Source organism: Oceanirhabdus seepicola (genome assembly GCF_023684385.1).
GTDB lineage: Bacteria > Bacillota > Clostridia > Clostridiales > Clostridiaceae > Oceanirhabdus > Oceanirhabdus seepicola.
Genome location: NZ_JAGSOJ010000005.1, coordinates 158,979 through 180,157 on the forward strand (window position 1 = coordinate 158,979; position 21,179 = coordinate 180,157).

Here is a 21,179-nt window from a genome sequence, read left to right on the forward strand (position 1 = left end):
TAATACGGTTTTTACTCTATTAATTTATATAATTAAATAAACTTATTAAATCTTTCATTAATTTTATTTAACACCTTTTCTATTTCATTTAATATCTCTGAATCAACTCCCTTAACTTTAAATCTAAAGTACATACTTCTAAGAAAGTTCTTCACATTCTCTATAAAGTTATGATACTGAGGATTATCCTTTGGTTGTTCAAGGTCATTAAAACTTCTTATCCATTCAATAATATCTTCATCATTAATATCATCTCTTTTTGAGATATACATAATTGTTGAAGTAATTCGCTCTGCTTCTACATTCTTATATACATAATAATCGATAGTAACCTTCTCTCTAATTCCTTCTAAAATTTCTAACATATGCTCTTTATCTAATTCAATACATACAGCAAAATTAGCTAGCGTATCTCCAGTATGAGCAGCTGAATGTGCCCATCCTTTTACATCTACATATCCTCTTACATCTCTCTCTTTCTTGAAGTATTCCATAACCTTATGGAAAGCTTCCACAACTTCTGTCTTTGATAATATTGCTTGTTCTTCTTCCTCTAGCATATCATTATGATATCCAATCATTGCTCCAATAATAAGCGCAGTAAAAGATCTATTAAAGACTGAATCATCCTCTATTGACCCTAACTTATGAAATAGATGTTCTTCACTTAATGCAAGTTTCAATAAATTACTCACTTCACTTTTTGAAAGCATTTCCTCATCAATGACTGTCCACAAGAATGACAATGACAGCTCGTCTCTTAAAATAGGGTCTGTAGATTTCAGTCCATCCATTAACTCTAAAGCCAATTCATACTTATTAACTTCCTCTGGAATATTCCAATCATTTTCTTTCCATTCTATCAATTTACTTTTTAAATTTTTATCACTCATAATTTATTCCCCTTTATCTTTATTTCTAATACCCCAATAATTTAATTATAGATTATAAACCATGCCATCACTATGTCAGTGTTATTGAAAAAAACGTATTAGCTATTTAGTCCTAATACTTTTTATACTCTCTTAATCTCTATAATTAAATAAACTCATTAAATCTTTCATTGATTTTATTTAATACATCTTCTATTTCATTTAATATCGCTAGATTAACTCCCTTAATTTTAAATCTAAAGTACACACTTCTAAGAAAGTTCTTCACATTCTCTCTAAAATAATGATAGTTAGGATGCTCCTCTGGCTGTTCAATCTCACTAAAGCTTCGTATCCATTCAATAATATCCTCATCTTTAATGTCATCTCTATTGCTTATATTCATAATTGCAGTAGTGATTCGCTCTGCTTCTTCATTCTTATATACATAATAATCTATACTAACCTTTTCTCTAACTCCTTTTAAAATATCTATCATATGCTCTTTATCTAGTTCAATGGACTCAGCAAAACTAGCTAGCGCATCTCCAGTATGAGCTACTGAATGTGCCCACCCCTTCACATCTACATATCCTCTTACGTCTTTTTCTTTCTTAAAGAATTCCATAACCTTATCTAAAGCTTCTATAATTACTTCTTTTGATAATGTTGCTTCTCCCGTTTCCTCTAATTTATTGTTATGATAATTTATTATTGCATGAATAGTAAGTGCAGTAAAAGCTCTGTTAAATACTGAATCATCCTCCATAGAACCTAACTTATGAAATAGATGTTCTTCACTTAATGCAAGTTCTAATAAATTATTTGCTTCCCTTTTTGATAACATGTCCAGATAAATAATTCTCCACAAGCAATTTAATGACAGCCTATCTCTCAAAACAGGATCTGTAGATTTCAGATTTTCCATTAACTCTAAAGCCAATTCATACTTATTAACTTCCTCTGGAATATTCCAATCATTTTCTTTCCATTTTAATAACTTATTTTTCATACTAATCCCCTGCACAATAAACTCCCCCTTAATTTTATAATATTACTAAGCATGTGATAACTTAGGAAATACAAATTCCTTTGGTAACTCTACCCCTCTAGATATTACAAATAACTCATATTCCTGTTGTGTACTATTTGTTTTTATTATTTCTCCAACTTTTTCATCAGGTGTGAACTGAAATTCAACACACTTCATACCTGTTTGTACAATTTTATTCAACATCCTTTCAATATTAACCTCATTTTGAGAAATGATATCAAATAACTGTAGCGTATCTTCTTCAACTGTGTACACAACAATAATATCCTCTTCTTCAAAATAATAAATATCATCTCTAAATACATAAAGAAAATAAAACAATAGAAGATATTTATCATTAACTACACTCAATGTTTTTGATACTGGTTTTCTATTTTCAGTCAATCTTAATATAATATCAAAATCTTGCTCGTCATCCATATTTAACTTTCGAATATTTGTATTCTTTTGATTATCACATAAACTAAACTTTTCTTTATTTAATTTCATTGAAAAGTCAGTCTCATGAACAGTCTCAAATCCAAATTTAGGATAAAACTCCAATGCATCCTTATCTCCAAACAAATAAATCAATTCATATTTATCTCTATGGTCCTCTAAAATCTTTTCCATAAGCTTTCTTGCTAATCCTTTTCTTCTTAGAGAATCATGAGTCATAACAGTCCCAATTTGTACAGCTTTTATAGACTCTTCTCCAATAACCACATCAAGATAGTTCACAGAAGCATTAGCCACTACTTCATTATCACAAACTAATGAATAGCACACATAATTCTCTTTCCAAAAACCGTTCTTGTACCATGGTTCAAAATCAATACCAAAAGTCTCTGTTGCTAATTTACTGAAACTTTTTCTTAACTCATCATTACTTTTATAATCTTTAATAAATCTATACTCTTTCATATATATCATAACTCCTAAGATTTTTTTTATTTATCAATTTATATTCATCAATCTTCTATTACATATCCTTTTAATTTACGTTCATGGCTTTAATCCCCCTCTAACTTAGGAAACCCGCTCTTTCTCTAGATTTCTCGACTTGTCCTATTTTATTTTATCATGCCTACTAAATTTAATAATAGGTATATTTTGATTATAATCATCCTTTACTCAAAAATAGGAGGGATGGTTCTCAATATTTCATTATTTATAATAGCGAAATATTTAGAACTGTCCCTCCTATTTTTTATTTAGTGAACACACACCATATATATTAATTCATCTATTCTCTGCACATCTACTATTTTCCCGTATTTCTGGAACGCTTCCCTTAAAACACTTATATTTGAATAATACTCATCTTCTATCTCTTCAATCTGCTCTTTAGTATATCTATCAAATATCTCTCTTCTGCTATCTTCATCTTCAAACATCATATCCCCAATTACAATACTACCATCTTCTTTTAGTACTCTCATCATTTCCTTAATTCCTAACTTCTTTTCCTCATCATTAAGGTGGTGAAATGCATATGTGGTTACAATGCAATCAAATGAATCATTGTCAAATGGTAACTTTAGAAACTCTCCTAACCTTAGCTTTAATTTGGGGTATTTATTCTTAGCAACGTTCATCATTTCCCGTGATTGATCCACACCAGTAACACTATATCCTTTCTCTAGAAATCTATTTGATAAATTTCCTGTACCAACCCCTATATCTAAGATAGAATCCGCTTGCCCCATACCTTCAACTGCTTTCAAATACACACTATCAAGCAACTCATCATAATTCTTATATAACTTTAATTTTCCTATATCCTTATTCACATCTTTATCATATCTTTTAGCCCAACTATCAAAATTCCATTTATCTTTCCAATTATCCCTAGTCTCCTGAATATGATTCAATTCTTGAGATGATTTTATAATACCTGCTACGAATCCATCATTATTTCCCTCATATATAGAATCCATTATCTGTTCCAATGAATTCTTAACGTCTCTCATACGATGTATATTATTGTTTACTGCTTCCCACTGTTTGTAGAAATGATCAAGTACATTATCTTTATCAGCATTATCAAGTAAATCCTTAATATTTTCAACTGGCAAATTTAAAGCTCTGTACATGAGTATTGTTTGTATCCTTATAAAATCCTCTTCATAATAATATCTATAGTTATTTTCCCCTCTTTCAGGATTCATCAAACCTTTTTTCTCATAAAATCTCAACTTATTGGCTGGAATCTTAAATACCTCAGCTACCTCTTTAACATTATATTTTTTACTCATTAAATAACCCCCCTAAATATCTCTTATGATTTAGAGTATAAACCTTAGCTTTAGATTAAGGTCAACATTATTTTTAAAATTTTTGGATTCTTACTCGTAAAAATTGAGAACTGTCCCCATCTAAATATAAAAATCCTCTAATTTAGATGTAATCTAAATTAGAAGATTCATAAATTTATTGAGAACTGTCCCCCACCTTAAGCCATGTCATAGCTAGGAGGATATACTATCAAACCGGCTTTTCTTATACCTTCTTGAACTTCTCTGCAATATATTTCAACATCTTTATCATTTTCATCTAGAATCTTTATCATTCCAGCATCCCATGTCTGTAAATCTACCATATACTCCAAATCCTCGAAGAAGTTTATAGCTGTAGAATCAGGGTGGACCGGAAGCTCTATTGACTTCATTGATGTAGAATTTTTAAGATATTTTAATATCTCCATAGTGGCCTCTTTATTCTTGGCAATAAACATTCTTATATCATTAAGATTGTTTTTGTTGTATCTAACAAATCCAATTATCTCTTGGCTTTTCAAAAAAACTGATGCCTTTATATCCGATGTATGTGATATCCAATCCATTAACCCTTCTCCTGGTCTGATTGCTAAATCAATATCTCCATACCAATTTTCCCATATACCCATCAACTCTTTTAAATCACTAGGTTTTACTGTTCTTTCTTTAATTTCATCACTTGCCATCTCTATTTGTTTCATATTATCTATTTCAAATTTAATATTACTCTTACCAAACATGTTCATTATATACCCAAACCTAGGGTAATAACTTGGGTGTCCAAATAAGAATGATAGCTTATATCCCTTTTCTTTAAGAATCTTGTGTCCCTCTTCGATTAAGTTTCCACCTACTCCACTCTTTTGAAACTCTGGATCTACTGCTATTGGACCTAAGCAAACAGTCTTGGTGATTTTACCGTTTAAGTACATATCAAATGGATAGAAGAGTACATGTCCCATCACTTTTCCTTCTACCTCTGCAACCAAAGATAATTCTTGATCAAACATAGTTCCATGTCTTAAAGAGTCAACCATTGTTACCTCTCCTACATATTCACCTTCAAAGGCTAAAGCATTTATCTCTGCTATTCTTCTATAATCCTTGATTTGTTCACTTCTAATTTTTATATTCAACCAACCTACCCCTTAAACTTTATAATATTTATTTCCATGTAAATATTATTGCATATACTATTGTTTTAGAGTAGGTATCATTCAATTATAATTATTTACTACCTATTCACATTTCATATTACTATCTTATTATTTTTCAACTTCCATTCTATTAATATAAACGCATCCAAAAACTATTCCACCTATGAATAGAATAACTGCTATTGCTACTTGACTAGGTAGTACAGATAATCCATCAAGAATGTTATAATTATCCTTAATCAAAATAAGATTATTAATTACAGGAAGTGGAAATGGTATAAATGATCTAAACCCTGGATTACATAGGAACAAGAAACTCAAAACCAATTGAATTCCAATATACAGCAATGGAACAATATAATTTTTGCATGCAAGTGCTATACTCGCAGTTACTGTAACCATAAGCATTTGATATCCATATGCTTTTATAGTTAATATTAAATGTTTTACTATAACTGATGAAGTAAGAGTGCTTCTTGTTTTTATTATACTAAACACTAAGATAAAACAAAATGTTATAGCATACATCATTAATGAAATTATAAATATTGCGATTAATTTTCCAATATATATTTTCCATCTTTCTTGTTCATAAGAGAATGTAGTTGATGCAGTTTTGTTGATAAACTCTCTCAATATAACTTCAATAGCTACTACATTAGTTACTGCTAAATAGGCATATGAAAACAACCCCATCTGTATCCATGTAAAAGTATCATCGGCACTTTTCATTGTTGATGAATTTAGAAGCATCCCACTAGCTTGAAACAATAGAAATCCAACACTCAATAAATGCCACCACTTAATTTTTATCTTTTTCAATTCACATAATACTATAGTTCCCATATCATTTCCTCCTAATTTATATTCGCTTTTCTACTATAAATTAAACATCCTATCAATCCTATTGTGAATACACACATACCTAAAATTATATGATAATCTGAAATAACTATTTTTAATGGCTTATCTATCATTGAACTTGGAGTATTCAAATTTATTATTACTGGAAGTATTGAAAATGCTATATCTTTGCACATACCACCAACAACATATGAAAAATTTGCAATTAGCAAAAACATTGCATAAAAAAATGAAACTGTAATATTTCCAAATAATAGAGAAACCAGTGCTGTCATCGGCATTATAACTATCTGTAGAGACCATGAAGCTATGAACACCTTTCCATGATTTAATATTGCGCCAAAGTCCATTGGAGATTTTATAAAGATCATCCCACCTAGCACAATTCCTATAAATGATGCAATATATATTACGCCAATAAGTATCGCACCAGTTATAAGTTTATTTAAAATCATCCCTTTTCTTCCAGTTGGGTAAGTGAACATCACACTTGCAGTATCATTTCTCACATCTCTTGTGAAAATAAGTGATACCAAGATGGTAATAATGATTGGATATAGAATTCCAAAAGCAATATTTTCATATTGATAGAACATTCTATACCAAGCACCCTGTCCAGATGGGGGATTTGCAAATAATAAACCTGGAGACCACATAATCACAAATGCTATTCCAAAGCTTATATAACCAGTACGTTTAAATTTCAATAGCTCACAATAAACAAAATCAAGCACTTTTATTCCCCCCTGTAATCTTGATAAAGTAATCTTCAAGATTATCATTCATGACACTCACTTCATGAACATCCACACTGTTAGTTATCATCTTTCTTGCTATCTCATTTGATTTATCAATCATGTCATAAATTCTTATTTTATTTGGTTCTGTCACTGTGTAATTTCTTATGCCAAACTCCCTTTCTAATAAAGTAACAGCTTTCTTGTCATCACTCACATGTAGGTTTACATAATTCTTATTCTTTTCTTTAAATTTGCTGTAATCAATCTCCTCAAGAAGCTTTCCATTATGAATTATTCCTATATTAGTTGCTAACTGTTGTATTTCCCCAAGTATATGACTTGATATTATTATTGTTAATTCTCTTTCCTTATTAAGTCTAATCAATGTTTCTCTTATCTCTTTTATACCAACTGGATCTAATCCATTAGTTGGTTCATCAAGAATTAATAATTCTGGTTTATGCAAAAGTGCTCTAGCTAACCCTAATCGCTGCTTCATACCTAGTGAAAATTTCTTAACTTTCTTTTTCTTTATATCAAAGTTGTGTAATCCAGCTAATTCTAGAGCCTCTTCAATATATTCTTTATTAGGAATACCCATCATCCTTCTATGAATATCTAAATTCTCTCTTGCTGTAAGGTTAGGATAAAATCCAGGAGTCTCAATTATTGATCCTATTCTTCCTAACACATCTCTATTCCCCATCTTCTTTCCAAACAGTTCATATTCCCCTTTTGTTGGTGAAATCAATCCCATCAACATTCTCAATGTAGTTGTTTTACCAGCCCCATTTCTTCCTAAAAATCCGTATATCTGCCCTTTATTTATTGTCATATTAACATTATCTACAATAGTCTTATTACTAAACTTCTTTGTTAAATCATAAGTTCTTATTATCTCTTTCATAATTATTCCCTCCAAATATTTAATGACCATACCTTATCTGTGTAGTTATGAAACATCTCTTTTGAAAAGATCTTTCATATTTCTTCCTCACAAATATAATGATAAGGCATAGTCATTAATTCTCAACTACATAATTATTACAAATTTATTAAATCATTAATTAATTTTATCTTATTTTGTTTCTATTGGTACTAACGCCTTAATAAGCATCTTGTTTATTCCTATTTCTTTATAAGTCATAACAATCTGCTTAATAATATAACATAACAATATTTAACTAATTCAAAATGCATGGGTACAGTTTATTGAAATTAAAGTGTAATTTTCTCATCTTTGTAATCGCCTTATGACCTTACATGGATTTCCAGCTGCAATAACATTATCAGGGATGTTTTTTGTAACAACGCTCCCCGCTGCTATAGTGGTATTACTTCCTATAGTTACTCCTGGACAAATTATTGCTCCCCCACCAATCCAAACATTATCGCCTATTGTAATTGTCTTAGCAAACTCTTTTCCTGTCAATCTTTCTTTTGGATTGGTTGGATGTGTAGCAGTGTATATTTGAACATTCGGTGCCATAAGCACATTATCTCCAATGATAACCCTATTAACATCTAATACAACACATCCAAAATTGGCATAGAAGTTATCTCCAATTTCTATATTGTATCCATAATCACAATAAAAAGGTGGTTCTATATGAAAGGTACCTTTTGCATTAATTAACTCTCTCAATATTCTCGCTTTTTTCTCAATTTCCTTAGGTCTTGCATTATTGAAATCATATATTAACTCTCTAGCATGTTCTCTTTCCTTCACAAGTGTTTCATCCCCTGCATCATAATAATCTCCTGCAAGCATCTTTTCTTTTTCACTTCTCATGATTTACACTCCTTAATACTTAATACTTAATACTTAATACTTAATACTTAATACTTAATACTTAATACTTAATACTTAATACTTAATACTTAATACCATAATTTTATCACTAACCAAGGGACAGTTCTCAAGATTTTTGATTCTATGATTCAAAAACCCTGAGAATTGTCCCCTAATTTTAAATACATTAATTTCATATTGATTTGATTACAGAAAGCTTGTATAATAAACTTTAATACTTTACTTCAGTAAAGCAAACAAAAGAGGAGGAGGTGACTGTTGCGAAATTCCTAATAAACTTTATAAAAGTATGTGAAATTTTGATAAGGATACAATTGGTGAATTCGAGGTATAATAGTATTAGCTATTGTGAATCCCATACATTGCGAAAGTGGTGTAATCATGGAGTAGAATCTTGAGGGTGTTAGTGTAAAACTAAATTTAATTGAGTAACTAATTAGCGAGAGCCAAGCAAATGCAGTTTATACAAGTGATTACACTTAAAAGTAAACTTGTATATGTAGGATGCGTTGTATCCGAATTTATGCCCTTGGAGTGTTATATCAAACAGAAGTAGTCTTAGGATCAAACTGGACACGTTGAACAGGGAATTAAACAAACTTTATAGGGTTTTATAGAGTTTTGGCAACGGGTTTTTATGGTTAACTTTGGGGGAGTTTTATTTGTTTTTGTTCTTTATTTCATATTTATGCTTTCAATAGGCATTTATTTTTTTAAGAAATCCAATAAATCTGAGGATTATCTACTTGGTGGAAGGAATCTCGGCGGCCTTGTTATATCATTAAGCGCCCAAGCTTCTGATATGAGTGGATGGCTCTTGATGGGTTTGCCTGGAGCTGCCTATGTAGGTGGTTTGCAGACATTTTGGATTGCACTTGGTTTATTTTTAGGTACATTCATCAATTGGAGTTTTATCGCTAAGCGATTAAGAATATATACAGAGGTATCTAACAATTCTATAACCATCCCACAATATTTTCACAATCGTTTCAAGGATAACAGTAATATGTTGAAGATATCCTCTTCAATAATAATTCTTATATTCTTTCTTATTTATACTGCATCCGGCTTTGTTGCTGGTGGAAAACTTTTTAACAGTGTATTTGGAATATCTTATACCTTGTCACTTACTGTTGGAGTAATAATTATAGTTTTATATACTTTCTTAGGAGGATTCTTAGCTGTTTGTTGGACAGATTTCTTCCAAGGTATTCTTATGTTTTTTGCAATCATCATAGTTCCTATAATGGCAGTGTCTTCTCATGGAGGAACCACTGAGGTATTTAATGCACTATCTCATATGCCAAAAGAATTCTTACAGATTTTCAACTCTGATACCATAGGTGTAATCGCTATATTATCCTCACTTAGCTGGGGTATTGGTTATTTTGGACAACCTCATATTCTTATGAGATTTATGGCAATTAAAAACGCAAGTGAGATTAAAAGTGCAAAGAAAATAGCAATTTCATGGGTTTTCTTTTCTTTAATTGCAGCTGTTCTCATAGGTATTATCGCTAGAATAACACTTGCAGGTACACTTAATGAATCTGCTTCTGAAACAGTATTTATTGTATTGGTTAAAGGACTCTTTAATCCTTATATGGCCGGTTTGTTTTTAGCAGCTATTTTAGCAGCAATTATGAGTACAGCTGACTCTCAATTACTTGTTGCTGCATCTTCTGTAAGTGAAGATCTATACAAAACCTTATTAAAACGAACTATCAAAGATAAAGAATTAATTCTAGTAAGTAGAGCTGCTGTCATTGTAATTGCGGTATTAGCTTATGTTATTGCTCTAAATCCAACTAACTCCATAATGGATTTAGTATCCTATGCTTGGGCTGGATTCGGTGCCTCTTTCGGACCAACAATCATCATTTCTCTTTACTGGAGAAAAATGAGCAGATTAAGTGCCATCCTTGGTATAATAACTGGAGGAGTAACAACTATCATATGGAAATCCTTACAGGGTGGCATATTTGATTTATATGAAATGCTACCAGCATTCCTACTATCCTGTGCAGTTATAATCATAACTACACTTGTTAAAGAAGAAAGTAATCCAAAAATCCAACAAGAATTTAATGAATTTGAAAGAAGCTTATAATAATTTAGAAAGGGGACAGTTCTCAAGTTTTTCTATTCAATAGAATAAAAACTTGAGAACTGTCCCCTTTTTTAAGACATCTATTCTTCATACTTTAAAATTAAATTATTAAGTTCATTTTTCACAAACTCTCTCATTTCACTAGGTCGTAATATCTCTCCATATCCTAGAACATCTCTTACCTCTTCACAAGCAAACTCATATTTATGCATGTTTATTGTAGCAATTACATAATGCTTGTCCTGTTTTATCTCCAATATCTCCAATCCATTAAGAATATCAGCTCTACTCTTATGAATCTTTACATCTAAAGGATAATATTCATTTTGTCTACAAATGTTTTTAAAAACCATCTTACTCTTATTCCAATAATCATCAATAGAAAAATTCTCTGGTATCGTAAATACATCCTTTATTTCGTCAATCTTTATTATTCGCTCGCATTTAAATGTTCTTATATCATTTTTTTCTTCATCATATGCAACCATATACCATTCCATTCTCTTTACCACAATTCCATATGGCCTGATGGTTCTTTCTGATGTAACACCCTTAGCCTTTTCATAAGTAATTCTCAATTTCATAGATTTCCATACAGCATTTATTAAACTATCCATATATCCTAAGGATGTACTCTCTCCCCACCATGGTGAATCATCAAAATGAAAACTCTGCTTTATTTTCTTAATATCATCACCATACTTAGATGGTAGATTTTTTTCAAGCTTAATTAGAGCATTATTCAACTTCATTCCCATATCACTGCCATTATCCGGCTGTATCCCTATGCCACTAAGATATAAATTTATCATATCTTCTCCTTTAAGGTCACTAAGTCCAATTGAATATCCCTCAATAAAATGCACTCCTCCATTTGGACCAGTTGATGATGTTAATGGTATACCAGCTTCACACAATATATCAATATCCCTATATATTGTTCTTACTGATGTTTCAAGTTTTTCTGCAAGCACCTTAGCTTTAATCTTTCCACGACTCTCCACCATAAGTAAAATTGAAATTAATCTATGAACCCTCATAAGCACATCTCCCAAATTTTATTAAATAAATTATATATTTATGACACACTACTGTCAACAATTGGTTGTTATACTAATACAAAAATGATATTTTTAGAGGAGAGATTACCATGAAAATAGGTATATTAGGTACTGGATTTGGCCGCTATCATGCTAGCATTTATAAAAAATTAAGTGATGTAGAATCAATAATCATATTTGGACGAGATAAAGATAAACTAAATAAAATAAAAACAGAACTTCAGATAGAGGTTACTGACAATATCAACGACATATTAACTAATCCAGATATTGATTTAGTAGATATTTGTCTTCCAAGTAATTTACATAGAAAATATGTTATTGAAGCTTTAAAGAATGGAAAAAATGTATACTGTGAAACTCCTGTTAGCTTATCACTTGCTGATGCAATTGCAATGAAAGAATGTGAAAAAGAATATGGTAAAAAGGTATTTGTAGATTTGTTTATAAAACATGAACCTCCATATGAATTCTTATTTAACTTAGCTCAAAAAAAGGAGTATGGAAACTTAAAAGCATTATACCTTAAAAGAAATACTCCACCATTCTGGGGTGATTTAGGTATAGGTAATATAACTACAAATCTTATGATTCATGAATTTGATTTCATAACTTGGTTACTTGGATCTCCTGATAATATTTCAGTTAGTGGACTTCCCACTAAAGAAGGTGAATCTATCGTAATTGCTAATCTTAACTATAAAGATACCCTTGTTCAAGTTCAAAGCTCATCCATGATGGCTAAATACTATCCTTTCACAGTTGGATATGAAGCAGTGTTTGAAAATGCAGTAATAGAGTTTTCTGAGAAGTGCTATGAAGCTGGTTCTGACATAAGTTGTAAGTTATATACCAATAGTACTGTTATGGACATTGAGTTAAATGATAAGAATTGTTATGAAGAATCTATAAAACATGTACTGGATTGTTGCAATAAAAACATACCTACTAAATTAGGTATTGATGATGCAATAAAATCTCTAGAAATTGCAATTAACGCTAAAAACTTATTATTAGAAAAAGTGTAAAGTTTACTACGGAAAATAAACTGAAAAAGGATAAGTAGTTTGTCTTAATCAACTACTTATCCTATAAAATTATATCTAAAGTAAAGAATATTATCGCAACTTTTCTTGCACTAATATATTGTTTACAATTAAATGTTGCTTCTTATGTTAGAAAATATTAATTATATTATAGCTTGAACAAAACTATACCCTAACTTAAGTCCATAATAAATAATTATAACTCCACATACAACATTTATTATCTTTATAACCTTCTCATTAAAACTGTTCTTAAATATTGATACCATTGTTGTTAATCCTAAAAACCAGGACATAGAAGCTATACATACACCAATTATAAATATACTTCCTGCTTCTGGTGTTAAAGATGCTTTAACACCTCCTAGCAAAAGTGAACCATCAATAAGAGCCTGTGGATTAGCCCAAGTTATTAAGAAACAAGTTAAAATAACCTGTATCATTGATTTGTTCACATCAACCTTTTCATGATTATCAACTTTACTTATAATTAGCTGAATACCAATATATAGCACTGCTATGCTCCCAACAAGCAGAACTCCTAACTTAAGGATTGGTAACTTTTCCATTAGTGCTCCAACACCAAAGAAACAAGCCAAAGCCAATGAGATATCAAAGAAAATCGTAGTTAATGCCACCTGATATGCCCTTAGTTTACTTTTATCTATTGCTGTGTTTATAACATAGAGATTCTGCATTCCAATTGGAGCAACATAGGCTAGTCCTAACATGAATCCTTGAAGTAAATATTTAATCATTTTCTCTCCCCCTCGTATAATTAATCATCCAAATTTTCTAACTCATTCATATATCATAATTTTATATACTTTTCATAAATAACTTTCGCTATATTAAAGGTATTCTCTTTCGCTCGCTTCATTGCATCCTCTAACATCATTCCCTCAGGTGTTATACATATGATATCTTCAATCCCACAATCAAATAAATCTTCATTTTCAATATCAACTTTACCTGCTATAGCTATAGTCTTCTTGTTATACTTCTTTCCTAGTGAAGAAATTCCTACTGGAACTTTGCCATATAAAGTCTGATTATCAATTTTTCCTTCCCCAGTTATTATCAAGTCAGCTGTTTTAATCTTCTCTTCTAACTTTGTTTCAGCAATAACCAATTTAATCCCTTGTACCATTTTTCCATCTAAATAACTAAGGAAAGCTGCTCCTAAACCACCTGCTGCTCCCCCGCCTCTTGTCTTGGAGATATCACTCTTTAGTGTTTCTTCAATAACAGCTTGGTAATTTAACATGCCTTTTTCAAGCTCAACCATCATTTCTGTATTCGCACCCTTTTGTGGTGAAAAAACATATGTAGCCCCATTTTCTCCTGTAAGAGGATTGTCCACATCACAGGCTATTTTAAAGTTTACAGCTTTTAGCACCGAGGGCATATTAGAAAGATCAATCTTATTTACTAACTCTAGTTCTTTTCCATAACCAAGTAACTCTTCACCTGTTTTTGACAAGAATCTTACTCCTAATGCTCTAGCCATGCCCATTCCACCATCATTTGTGGAGCTTCCCCCAAGTCCAACTATAATATTATTACATCCTTTTCCTACAGCATCCAATATCAACTCTCCAACACCATATGTTGTTGTATTCATTGGATTTCTTTCATTCTCATTCAATAAATATAATCCAATTGCGGTGGCAACTTCAATATACGCAGTCTTACCGTCCTCTGATAACCCATAGTATGAACTAATTTCTTTACCCAAGGGTCCAGTTACGTTTAGTTCAACTCTTTTGCCATTATTGCTCGATATTAAAGAATCAACCAAACCTTCTCCACCATCCGAAATAGGAACTTTTATTATCTCTAACTCTTCATCTATAGTTTTAAATCCACTTTCTAAAAAACCAGCTACTTCATTTGATGTCATGCTTCCCTTGAATGAATCTGTTGCTATAAGAATTTTCATAATTTCACCTCTCAATAAAATAAAAATTCAAATGTTCTTCCTAAGTTTAATTATAAACTACTTTCCACTAATATTTGATATATTTATCTAAATATTCTATACTTTAAATACTACTAAAGATTTATATTAATAGAAAATTAGTTTAATTAAACTTCTTGGAGTGTGATAAACCATGACTATCAACAAACATAAAAGCACTATAATTAATGAGCTTTATAAAGAAATTGAATCTGGAAATATTAACTTTGTTGATTCTTTCTGGAGTAATATAAAAAAAACAGGAACACCTATAATAGAAAGTATAGATGGTGATAGTGAATTTTCATTAGTTACATTTATCTATAAAGGAGATGATAATACAGAATCACTACAGCTTTATGTTCCAGTGAATAGTAATCCTAATAATATTGATTGTGCTTCATATGGACTTTCTGAATTTAAATTTGAGTGTATCTCAAATACCAATGTTTGGTATGCATCATGTATCGTAAGGAATGATGTTCGCCTTAGTTACATGTTATTACTTAATTGTCCATTTGAAAAAGCTTCTGAATATCCTGAAAGAATGATAAAGGATTCATTTAACAAAAATAAACTTATCTTCCCTAATGATAGTGAAACTGAAAAAGATTTCGTTATAGATTATGTGAATATGCCTGATGTAGACGAGCATATTTGGGTAAAAGAAAGAATTGATACTTTAAAAGGTAAAATTGAAACACTTAAATCTAAAAGTGAGATATTAAAAAATGAACGAAACATAACAATCTACACCCCATCAAACTATCGCAAGACAAATGAACCGTATAATCTTCTAGTATTGAACGATGGGGCAGAATATCTAAGAATTTCAGCTAAAGAAATTCTAGATAATTTAATCAATGATAATAAAATTCCACCTACTGTTGCGGTATTCATTGATTCAAATGATGACAGAATGACTGAATTAATGTGTAATGATAATTTTTCCTCTTATGTGGTAGATGAAGTTCTTCCTTGGGTTCGTGAACACTATAATGTAACTACTGATCCATCTAAAAGTATCATAGGAGGGTTAAGTCTTGGTGGACTTACTGCCTCATTTATGGGATTAAGATTCCCTAATGTTTTTGGTAATATTCTATCTCAATCTGGTTCGTATTGGTACAAGCGTGAAGATTATGAGAACCCAGAAAAAAGAAATTGGCTGGCAAGACAATTTAAAAATATTGATAAACTACCTCTTAAATTTTATTTGAATATCGGTATTTTAGAAGGCCCTCAAATATATGAAGCGAATCAAACTTTTAGAGATGTATTAATATCAAAGGGTTATTTAGTATCTTATGAAGAATTCAAAGGTGGACATGACTATCTTTGTTGGGGGGAAACTTTAGCAACTGGACTTATTGCATTAATAGGTAAATATTAAGCTTCTTAAATAATAAAATCAAAGCAAGCTTAAAATATTTCTACTTAAGCTTGCTTTAATTATATCAACAATGAACTCCCTTAGGTAATTTAAAATAAATAACCTAAAAACTTGTCCTATACTTTCAAATGAAGATCAAACCACTCTGTGATTTCTTTTAATCTTCCTATTCTATTAATTGGTTTTCCACTTCTGCTTAATTCATGGTTTTCTCCCTTAAATATGCAGAATTTTGATTCTACATTGTGGTATTTAAGAGCAGTAAACATTTGAATACCTTCGGCAAAGTAACATCTATAATCCTCATCTGCATGTATGAATAATGTAGGTGTTTTAACTTTATCAGCATATTTCACAGGAGAATGATCCCATAGCTTATTTACATCACTCCACGGAGTTGCTTTATTTTGGTCTTCGACCCAGTAATATCCTATATCAGTAGTATTAAATTTAGATATCCAATTTGATATACTTCTCTGCGAAACAGCAGCCTTAAACCTATCAGTATGACCAATTATCCAGTTAGTCATATATCCGCCGTAAGAACCACCAGTAACTCCTAATCTCTTTTCGTCAATATATGGACATTTTTTCAAAACTTCATCAGTAAAACACATTATATCTTTATAATCAACAGCTCCGTATTTTCCTCTTATATCGGAATAAGCATTATCTTTTACATTGCTTCCTCTCAAATTACAGAAAAATACCACATATCCTTTTCCAGCCCAATACTGCATTTCATGGAAAAATACTTCTCCAAAAGCACTTTTAGGACCCCCATGTATATTAAGGATAGCAGGATATTTCTTACCTTCTTCGAAATCTACCGGTTTCATAACCCATCCATCTACAATTATTCCTGGATCTGATTCTGTACTTATTCTCTCAAGTTTTGATATTTTTCTCTCTTCCATTACCCATTTATTAATATGAGTTTTTTGAATTTCTTCTATACCGTTTTTCAAGTACATCTCTTGAAGCTTGTTTCCTCTCATACCGATAAACGCTACCTTTTCTCCATATATATCATAACTATCTACAGAACCATTCTCTTCTAAAATTCTTTCTATTTTACCATGTTTATCAATTCTATTAAGATAAGAATGTCCCTCTTCACTTGTAGTAAAATAAAGTTTATCTTTTTTCATTTTCATTGTAGGAGATGAGCCATATCTACAATCCGACCCTACAGTATTCCAAAGACTTACTTGAAGTTCTGGCGTTAAACACTTTATACCTTTTGTCTTCAAATCCATAATAAAAAATTTATGATTCTCATTATTTCCATGTTTAATCATATCACTTCCACTGAATATCACTTCATCTTTGTCAATGAATGATGCATAGCTATATGAAAATCTATCTTCAGGTGAAATTTGAATAATTTCTTGTCTTTCAATATCGTACATAAATATATTGTTTTCTACCCTCATTTTGTTTTCATATTCTTGTCCAATAAAAAGTATCTTATTATCTTGGAATGTATAACTTTCAACATTCATATATTCACTTGTAATTGGTGAATATTTTCCTGTCTCCACATTAAAAATATATAATCTATTTCTATTTTTACTAATATATCCTGAACCATTATTCCAGAATGGAATTTCGTCAACAATGACATAATCACCTTCAACTTGGTGAAGTTCTTTTTCTTTTACAGGATTATCAGTTGATGTAAATAAATATTGATTTTCATTAATGAATTCTATACTGTTAACTTTTCTACCAATTTCAAAGTACTCCTCAATTTGTCCACCATTTATATGTACTTTAAAATATTTTGTAGAATCCTCTTTTTGTTCTCTATAATCTTGAAATATTATGTGTTTATCATCTTTATCCCACATAAAATTTTTCCCTTTATCTAAACAGGTAATTTGATGATATTCTTCACTAGTTCCAGTATATATCCATAAATTAGAGTTATATCCCCTTTTATCTACATTAGCCTCATGAACTAAAAAACAAGCATTATCTCCTTTAGAATCAAATTTAATATTAGAAAGAAATTTAAATCTACATATATCGTCTATTTTTATATTTTCCATACAATCCCTCTTTCTATAAATAATAATTACTCTTATTTATCTGTCATGCAATCGCATTTAGGATATACATCCTTTAAAAATAATTTATCAGCATACGCAAAATATTCATGCTTATAATTAAACACTGGTTTATATCCCTTAATTATCTCTTTTGCTTTTTTTGAATTATTACTAAGCAATTCTATAACCATTCCTGTTAAAAATTTCGTTCCAGTTACATAGGCAGTCTCTTTGTTGCTTACTATATAGTCTGGACTATGCAATCCTCCACTAATGCAACCTATACAAGTTTCTATTACTGGCATAATTGAAGAAACATCTCCAAGATCTGTTGACCCTTTACTTGGCGGAACAGTTGTTACTGCATCTTCTCCAACTAATTCAATTCCAACCTCTTTAGCAACATTTCTTAATCTCTCATCAACTACAAGAGGGAACATCCCTGGAGTATCCTCAATTTCTACCTTTGCTCCCATTGCTACCGCTCCACCAACAATAGCTCTATTAACCTTATAATTTGCTTCAACTACATCGTGTATATTACTTCCTCTAACAAATGTTTCTAGAGTAACCTCAGCTGGAATTACATTTACAGCATCTCCACCCTTAGTTATCATGGGATGAACTCTTAGTGCCGATTCTTCTTTAAATGTTTCTCTTATTGAATTGATAGCCATAAGTCCTAAATTTGCTGCATAAAGAGCATTTACTCCCTTATCTGGTGCTGAAGCAGCATGAGATGCTTTTCCAATATATTTAGTTTTTTTAGCTATAAATCCATTACTTCCTGATTCCAGTATCACCTTATGGGTACCTTCTAAAGCATGTATCATAACACAAATATCCACATCATCAAAAACTCCTCTATGAATGAGTTCTGCTTTCCCTGTTGGATATTTTATTATTCCTTTTTCCATAAGCTCACTTCTAAAATCCATTTCAAGGTATTCTTCTGCTGGAGCTGCAATAAAGTGGATCTTTCCTACAAGTTCATCATAAACCATGCTTTCCATCATAACTTTTGCAACACCAAGCATATCAGCAATCATTATATTATGACCACAAGCATGCACAACCCCTGTTTCATTGTCACTATCTTTATGTTGACTGCATATTACTCCATCTAACTCTCCTATGACAGCTACTCCTGGTCCTTCTTTTCCTGTATCTATAGTAGCCTTAACTCCTGGTATATTGCCAAGTGTTACACACTTTAATCCCATTTTTTCAAATTCTTTTTTTACTAGTTCACTTGTATTAAATTCTTTAAACCCTGATTCCGGCATTCCATATACAGATTCTCCAATAGCCTCAATATAATTTTTAATTCTGTCAACAGCATCATATGCTGATTCTTTAATTTTTTTTATTTCCATCTTAATAACCCTCATTTTTCTTTGTATATGATTTTAAGGTAATTTTATATTTAAATAATTTTCTAATTACACCATAAAGGATATTTACACCAAGCCTATAAAATATTCAGCTTGGTGTAATATACTACAGTTTTTTATCTATTATGCTTGAAGTTCTGGTTCTTTATAAGCTTTAGCCTTTTTGTAAAGTATAGATACTATAACAAAACAGATAACTGTCATAAGAAGCATATAAGCAAATATATACTTAAATCCTGTAGCTCCTGGATTAGAATCCATTATTGAACCCATGAATATATGGTAATAAGTATCTGGAATAAATCCTACAAATGATGCGAATCCTATGAAAATTCCAGTCTTTTCTTTAGAAATATTTACTTCACCAAGAGATGAGAAGTAAATTCCTCTAATTGCAAAGTTTGCAAATTGAGCTATAGCCCAAATTCCGATTATAACAAATGATAATTCTGGTTTTGCAGGAACTACAATATAAGCTATCATACAGATAATCGCAAGTACTACTAAGGATCTTACAACTTTTAATGTTGAACCAAACTTATCAACAAGGATACCAGCTGTTGCTGCTCCAATAAATCCTACAACATAAAGAACAAACATAGAAATACCTGATGCTGTTGTTCCACTTACACCAAATACTTGTGTTAAATATGGAGTAATCTTATTTAATCCAATATGGAAGTGGTACGCACTAAAGATCATTGCACCAATTAACCAAGCTCTTGGATCTCTAATTATTGTAAGCATATCTTTTATTGAAATTGCAGTCTTTTCATTAGTTTTAATATTCTTAAGAAGAAATAATAACGCTACACCAACAGAGATTAATACTACAGAATAAATAATAATTATTGTAGTTATTCCTAATTTTGCTTCATTAAATTTAGCAAAAACAGCTAATGCTGAATATGAAATAACAAGACCTGATATTTGTTTTCCACCTTCCCAGAATCCAAACATTTTACCAAGATCTCCACCAGTACTTAAAAGTCTTACCGCTTTAATAGCAACTGACCAGTAAGTTAAACAAACAATCGCACCGTATGCTATATGTATTAATAAAACCATATTGTACGAAGGGAACGTTGAATAGAATAGTCCTAAACAACCCATAGAAATAAATGAAACCGATAATAGCGCTTTCGGACTAAACCTATCTGCAATCCATCCTCCTGGGAAATAACACACAAATGATGCCCAGCCAAACGCACTTGTTAATACACCATATTGAGTATTATTTACTCCTAATGCCTCAACAATAGCATCATAGTATGAATACCCTATATACGGTATTTTGTACACAAGTCCCCCTGCCAAAGCTAGTATCAAAAGCGTTATCCAATTTTTATTGATTTTTCCTTTCATTTTACCCTCTCCTCCATAGTTATTGAAGATTTTGTGAT

18 protein-coding genes are annotated in these 21,179 nt (G+C 30.8%); 3 read left to right on the forward strand and 15 right to left on the reverse strand.

What is annotated here, in order from left to right:
- Window positions 1-32: 32 nt before the first annotated feature.
- From KDK92_RS20800 to KDK92_RS20840, 9 genes are all read right to left on the reverse strand, one after another.
- Window positions 33-893, reverse strand: a complete 861-nt coding sequence (locus KDK92_RS20800; RefSeq protein ID WP_250861337.1) for a DUF2785 domain-containing protein — start codon at window positions 891-893, stop codon at window positions 33-35.
- Between the two features lie 145 nt (window positions 894-1,038).
- Window positions 1,039-1,884 carry a DUF2785 domain-containing protein gene (locus KDK92_RS20805; protein WP_250861338.1) on the reverse strand — a complete coding sequence of 282 codons (846 nt, stop codon included), beginning with the start codon at window positions 1,882-1,884 and terminating at the stop codon, window positions 1,039-1,041.
- A 45-nt stretch (window positions 1,885-1,929) separates the two neighbouring features.
- A complete protein-coding gene (locus tag KDK92_RS20810; RefSeq protein ID WP_250861339.1) occupies window positions 1,930-2,829 on the reverse strand; it encodes a GNAT family N-acetyltransferase in 900 nt (299 codons plus the stop codon).
- Window positions 2,830-3,119: 290 nt separating this feature from the next.
- Window positions 3,120-4,163 (reverse strand): MerR family transcriptional regulator, encoded by a 1,044-nt coding sequence (locus KDK92_RS20815; protein ID WP_250861340.1) that lies wholly within the window; start codon window positions 4,161-4,163, stop codon window positions 3,120-3,122.
- A 197-nt stretch (window positions 4,164-4,360) separates the two neighbouring features.
- The gene (locus tag KDK92_RS20820) at window positions 4,361-5,320 is read right to left on the reverse strand and encodes a GNAT family N-acetyltransferase (protein WP_250861341.1); all 960 of its coding nucleotides are present in this window, start codon (window positions 5,318-5,320) and stop codon (window positions 4,361-4,363) included.
- A 129-nt stretch (window positions 5,321-5,449) separates the two neighbouring features.
- Window positions 5,450-6,187: an ABC transporter permease gene (locus KDK92_RS20825; protein WP_250861342.1), complete on the reverse strand. Its 738-nt coding sequence runs from the start codon at window positions 6,185-6,187 to the stop codon at window positions 5,450-5,452.
- Window positions 6,188-6,198: 11 nt separating this feature from the next.
- On the reverse strand, window positions 6,199-6,939 hold the full coding sequence (locus tag KDK92_RS20830; RefSeq protein WP_250861343.1) for an ABC transporter permease: 741 nt from the start codon (window positions 6,937-6,939) through the stop codon (window positions 6,199-6,201).
- Window positions 6,932-7,852, reverse strand: coding sequence for an ABC transporter ATP-binding protein (locus KDK92_RS20835; RefSeq protein WP_250861344.1), 921 nt, complete (start codon window positions 7,850-7,852; stop codon window positions 6,932-6,934). The genes KDK92_RS20830 and KDK92_RS20835 overlap by 8 nt, the downstream gene beginning before the upstream one ends.
- A 327-nt stretch (window positions 7,853-8,179) precedes the next feature.
- Window positions 8,180-8,737 carry a sugar O-acetyltransferase gene (locus tag KDK92_RS20840; RefSeq protein WP_250861345.1) on the reverse strand — a complete coding sequence of 186 codons (558 nt, stop codon included), beginning with the start codon at window positions 8,735-8,737 and terminating at the stop codon, window positions 8,180-8,182.
- Window positions 8,738-9,395: 658 nt separating this feature from the next.
- Here KDK92_RS20840 and putP point away from each other — a divergent pair.
- Window positions 9,396-10,868, forward strand: a complete 1,473-nt coding sequence (putP, locus tag KDK92_RS20845; RefSeq protein WP_250861346.1) for a sodium/proline symporter PutP — start codon at window positions 9,396-9,398, stop codon at window positions 10,866-10,868.
- An 80-nt stretch (window positions 10,869-10,948) separates the two neighbouring features.
- Here the strand turns inward: putP and KDK92_RS20850 are convergent, their stop codons facing one another.
- A complete protein-coding gene (locus KDK92_RS20850) occupies window positions 10,949-11,908 on the reverse strand; it encodes a helix-turn-helix transcriptional regulator (protein WP_250861347.1) in 960 nt (319 codons plus the stop codon).
- A 110-nt stretch (window positions 11,909-12,018) separates the two neighbouring features.
- Here KDK92_RS20850 and KDK92_RS20855 point away from each other — a divergent pair, with 110 nt between their 5' ends.
- Window positions 12,019-12,957 (forward strand): Gfo/Idh/MocA family protein, encoded by a 939-nt coding sequence (locus tag KDK92_RS20855; RefSeq protein ID WP_250861348.1) that lies wholly within the window; start codon window positions 12,019-12,021, stop codon window positions 12,955-12,957.
- A 161-nt stretch (window positions 12,958-13,118) separates the two neighbouring features.
- Here the strand turns inward: KDK92_RS20855 and KDK92_RS20860 are convergent, their stop codons facing one another.
- Together KDK92_RS20860 and KDK92_RS20865 are read right to left on the reverse strand one after the other, a co-directional pair.
- Entirely contained in the window at window positions 13,119-13,733 is a 615-nt protein-coding gene (locus KDK92_RS20860; RefSeq protein WP_250861349.1) for a LysE/ArgO family amino acid transporter, read from the reverse strand.
- A 53-nt stretch (window positions 13,734-13,786) separates the two neighbouring features.
- The gene (locus tag KDK92_RS20865) at window positions 13,787-14,917 is read right to left on the reverse strand and encodes a glycerate kinase family protein (protein ID WP_250861350.1); all 1,131 of its coding nucleotides are present in this window, start codon (window positions 14,915-14,917) and stop codon (window positions 13,787-13,789) included.
- A gap of 172 nt (window positions 14,918-15,089) precedes the next feature.
- On the opposite strand from KDK92_RS20865, the gene KDK92_RS20870 reads away from it, so the two are divergent.
- Window positions 15,090-16,328 (forward strand): alpha/beta hydrolase, encoded by a 1,239-nt coding sequence (locus KDK92_RS20870; protein WP_250861351.1) that lies wholly within the window; start codon window positions 15,090-15,092, stop codon window positions 16,326-16,328.
- A gap of 116 nt (window positions 16,329-16,444) precedes the next feature.
- Here the strand turns inward: KDK92_RS20870 and KDK92_RS20875 are convergent, their stop codons facing one another.
- The 3 genes from KDK92_RS20875 to KDK92_RS20885 form a co-directional block, all read right to left on the reverse strand.
- Window positions 16,445-18,382, reverse strand: a complete 1,938-nt coding sequence (locus KDK92_RS20875) for a S9 family peptidase (RefSeq protein ID WP_250861352.1) — start codon at window positions 18,380-18,382, stop codon at window positions 16,445-16,447.
- Window positions 18,383-18,414: 32 nt separating this feature from the next.
- A complete protein-coding gene (locus tag KDK92_RS20880) occupies window positions 18,415-19,758 on the reverse strand; it encodes an amidohydrolase (RefSeq protein ID WP_250861353.1) in 1,344 nt (447 codons plus the stop codon).
- Between the two features lie 141 nt (window positions 19,759-19,899).
- On the reverse strand, window positions 19,900-21,141 hold the full coding sequence (locus KDK92_RS20885; RefSeq protein ID WP_250861354.1) for an MFS transporter: 1,242 nt from the start codon (window positions 21,139-21,141) through the stop codon (window positions 19,900-19,902).
- Window positions 21,142-21,179: the final 38 nt, after the last annotated feature.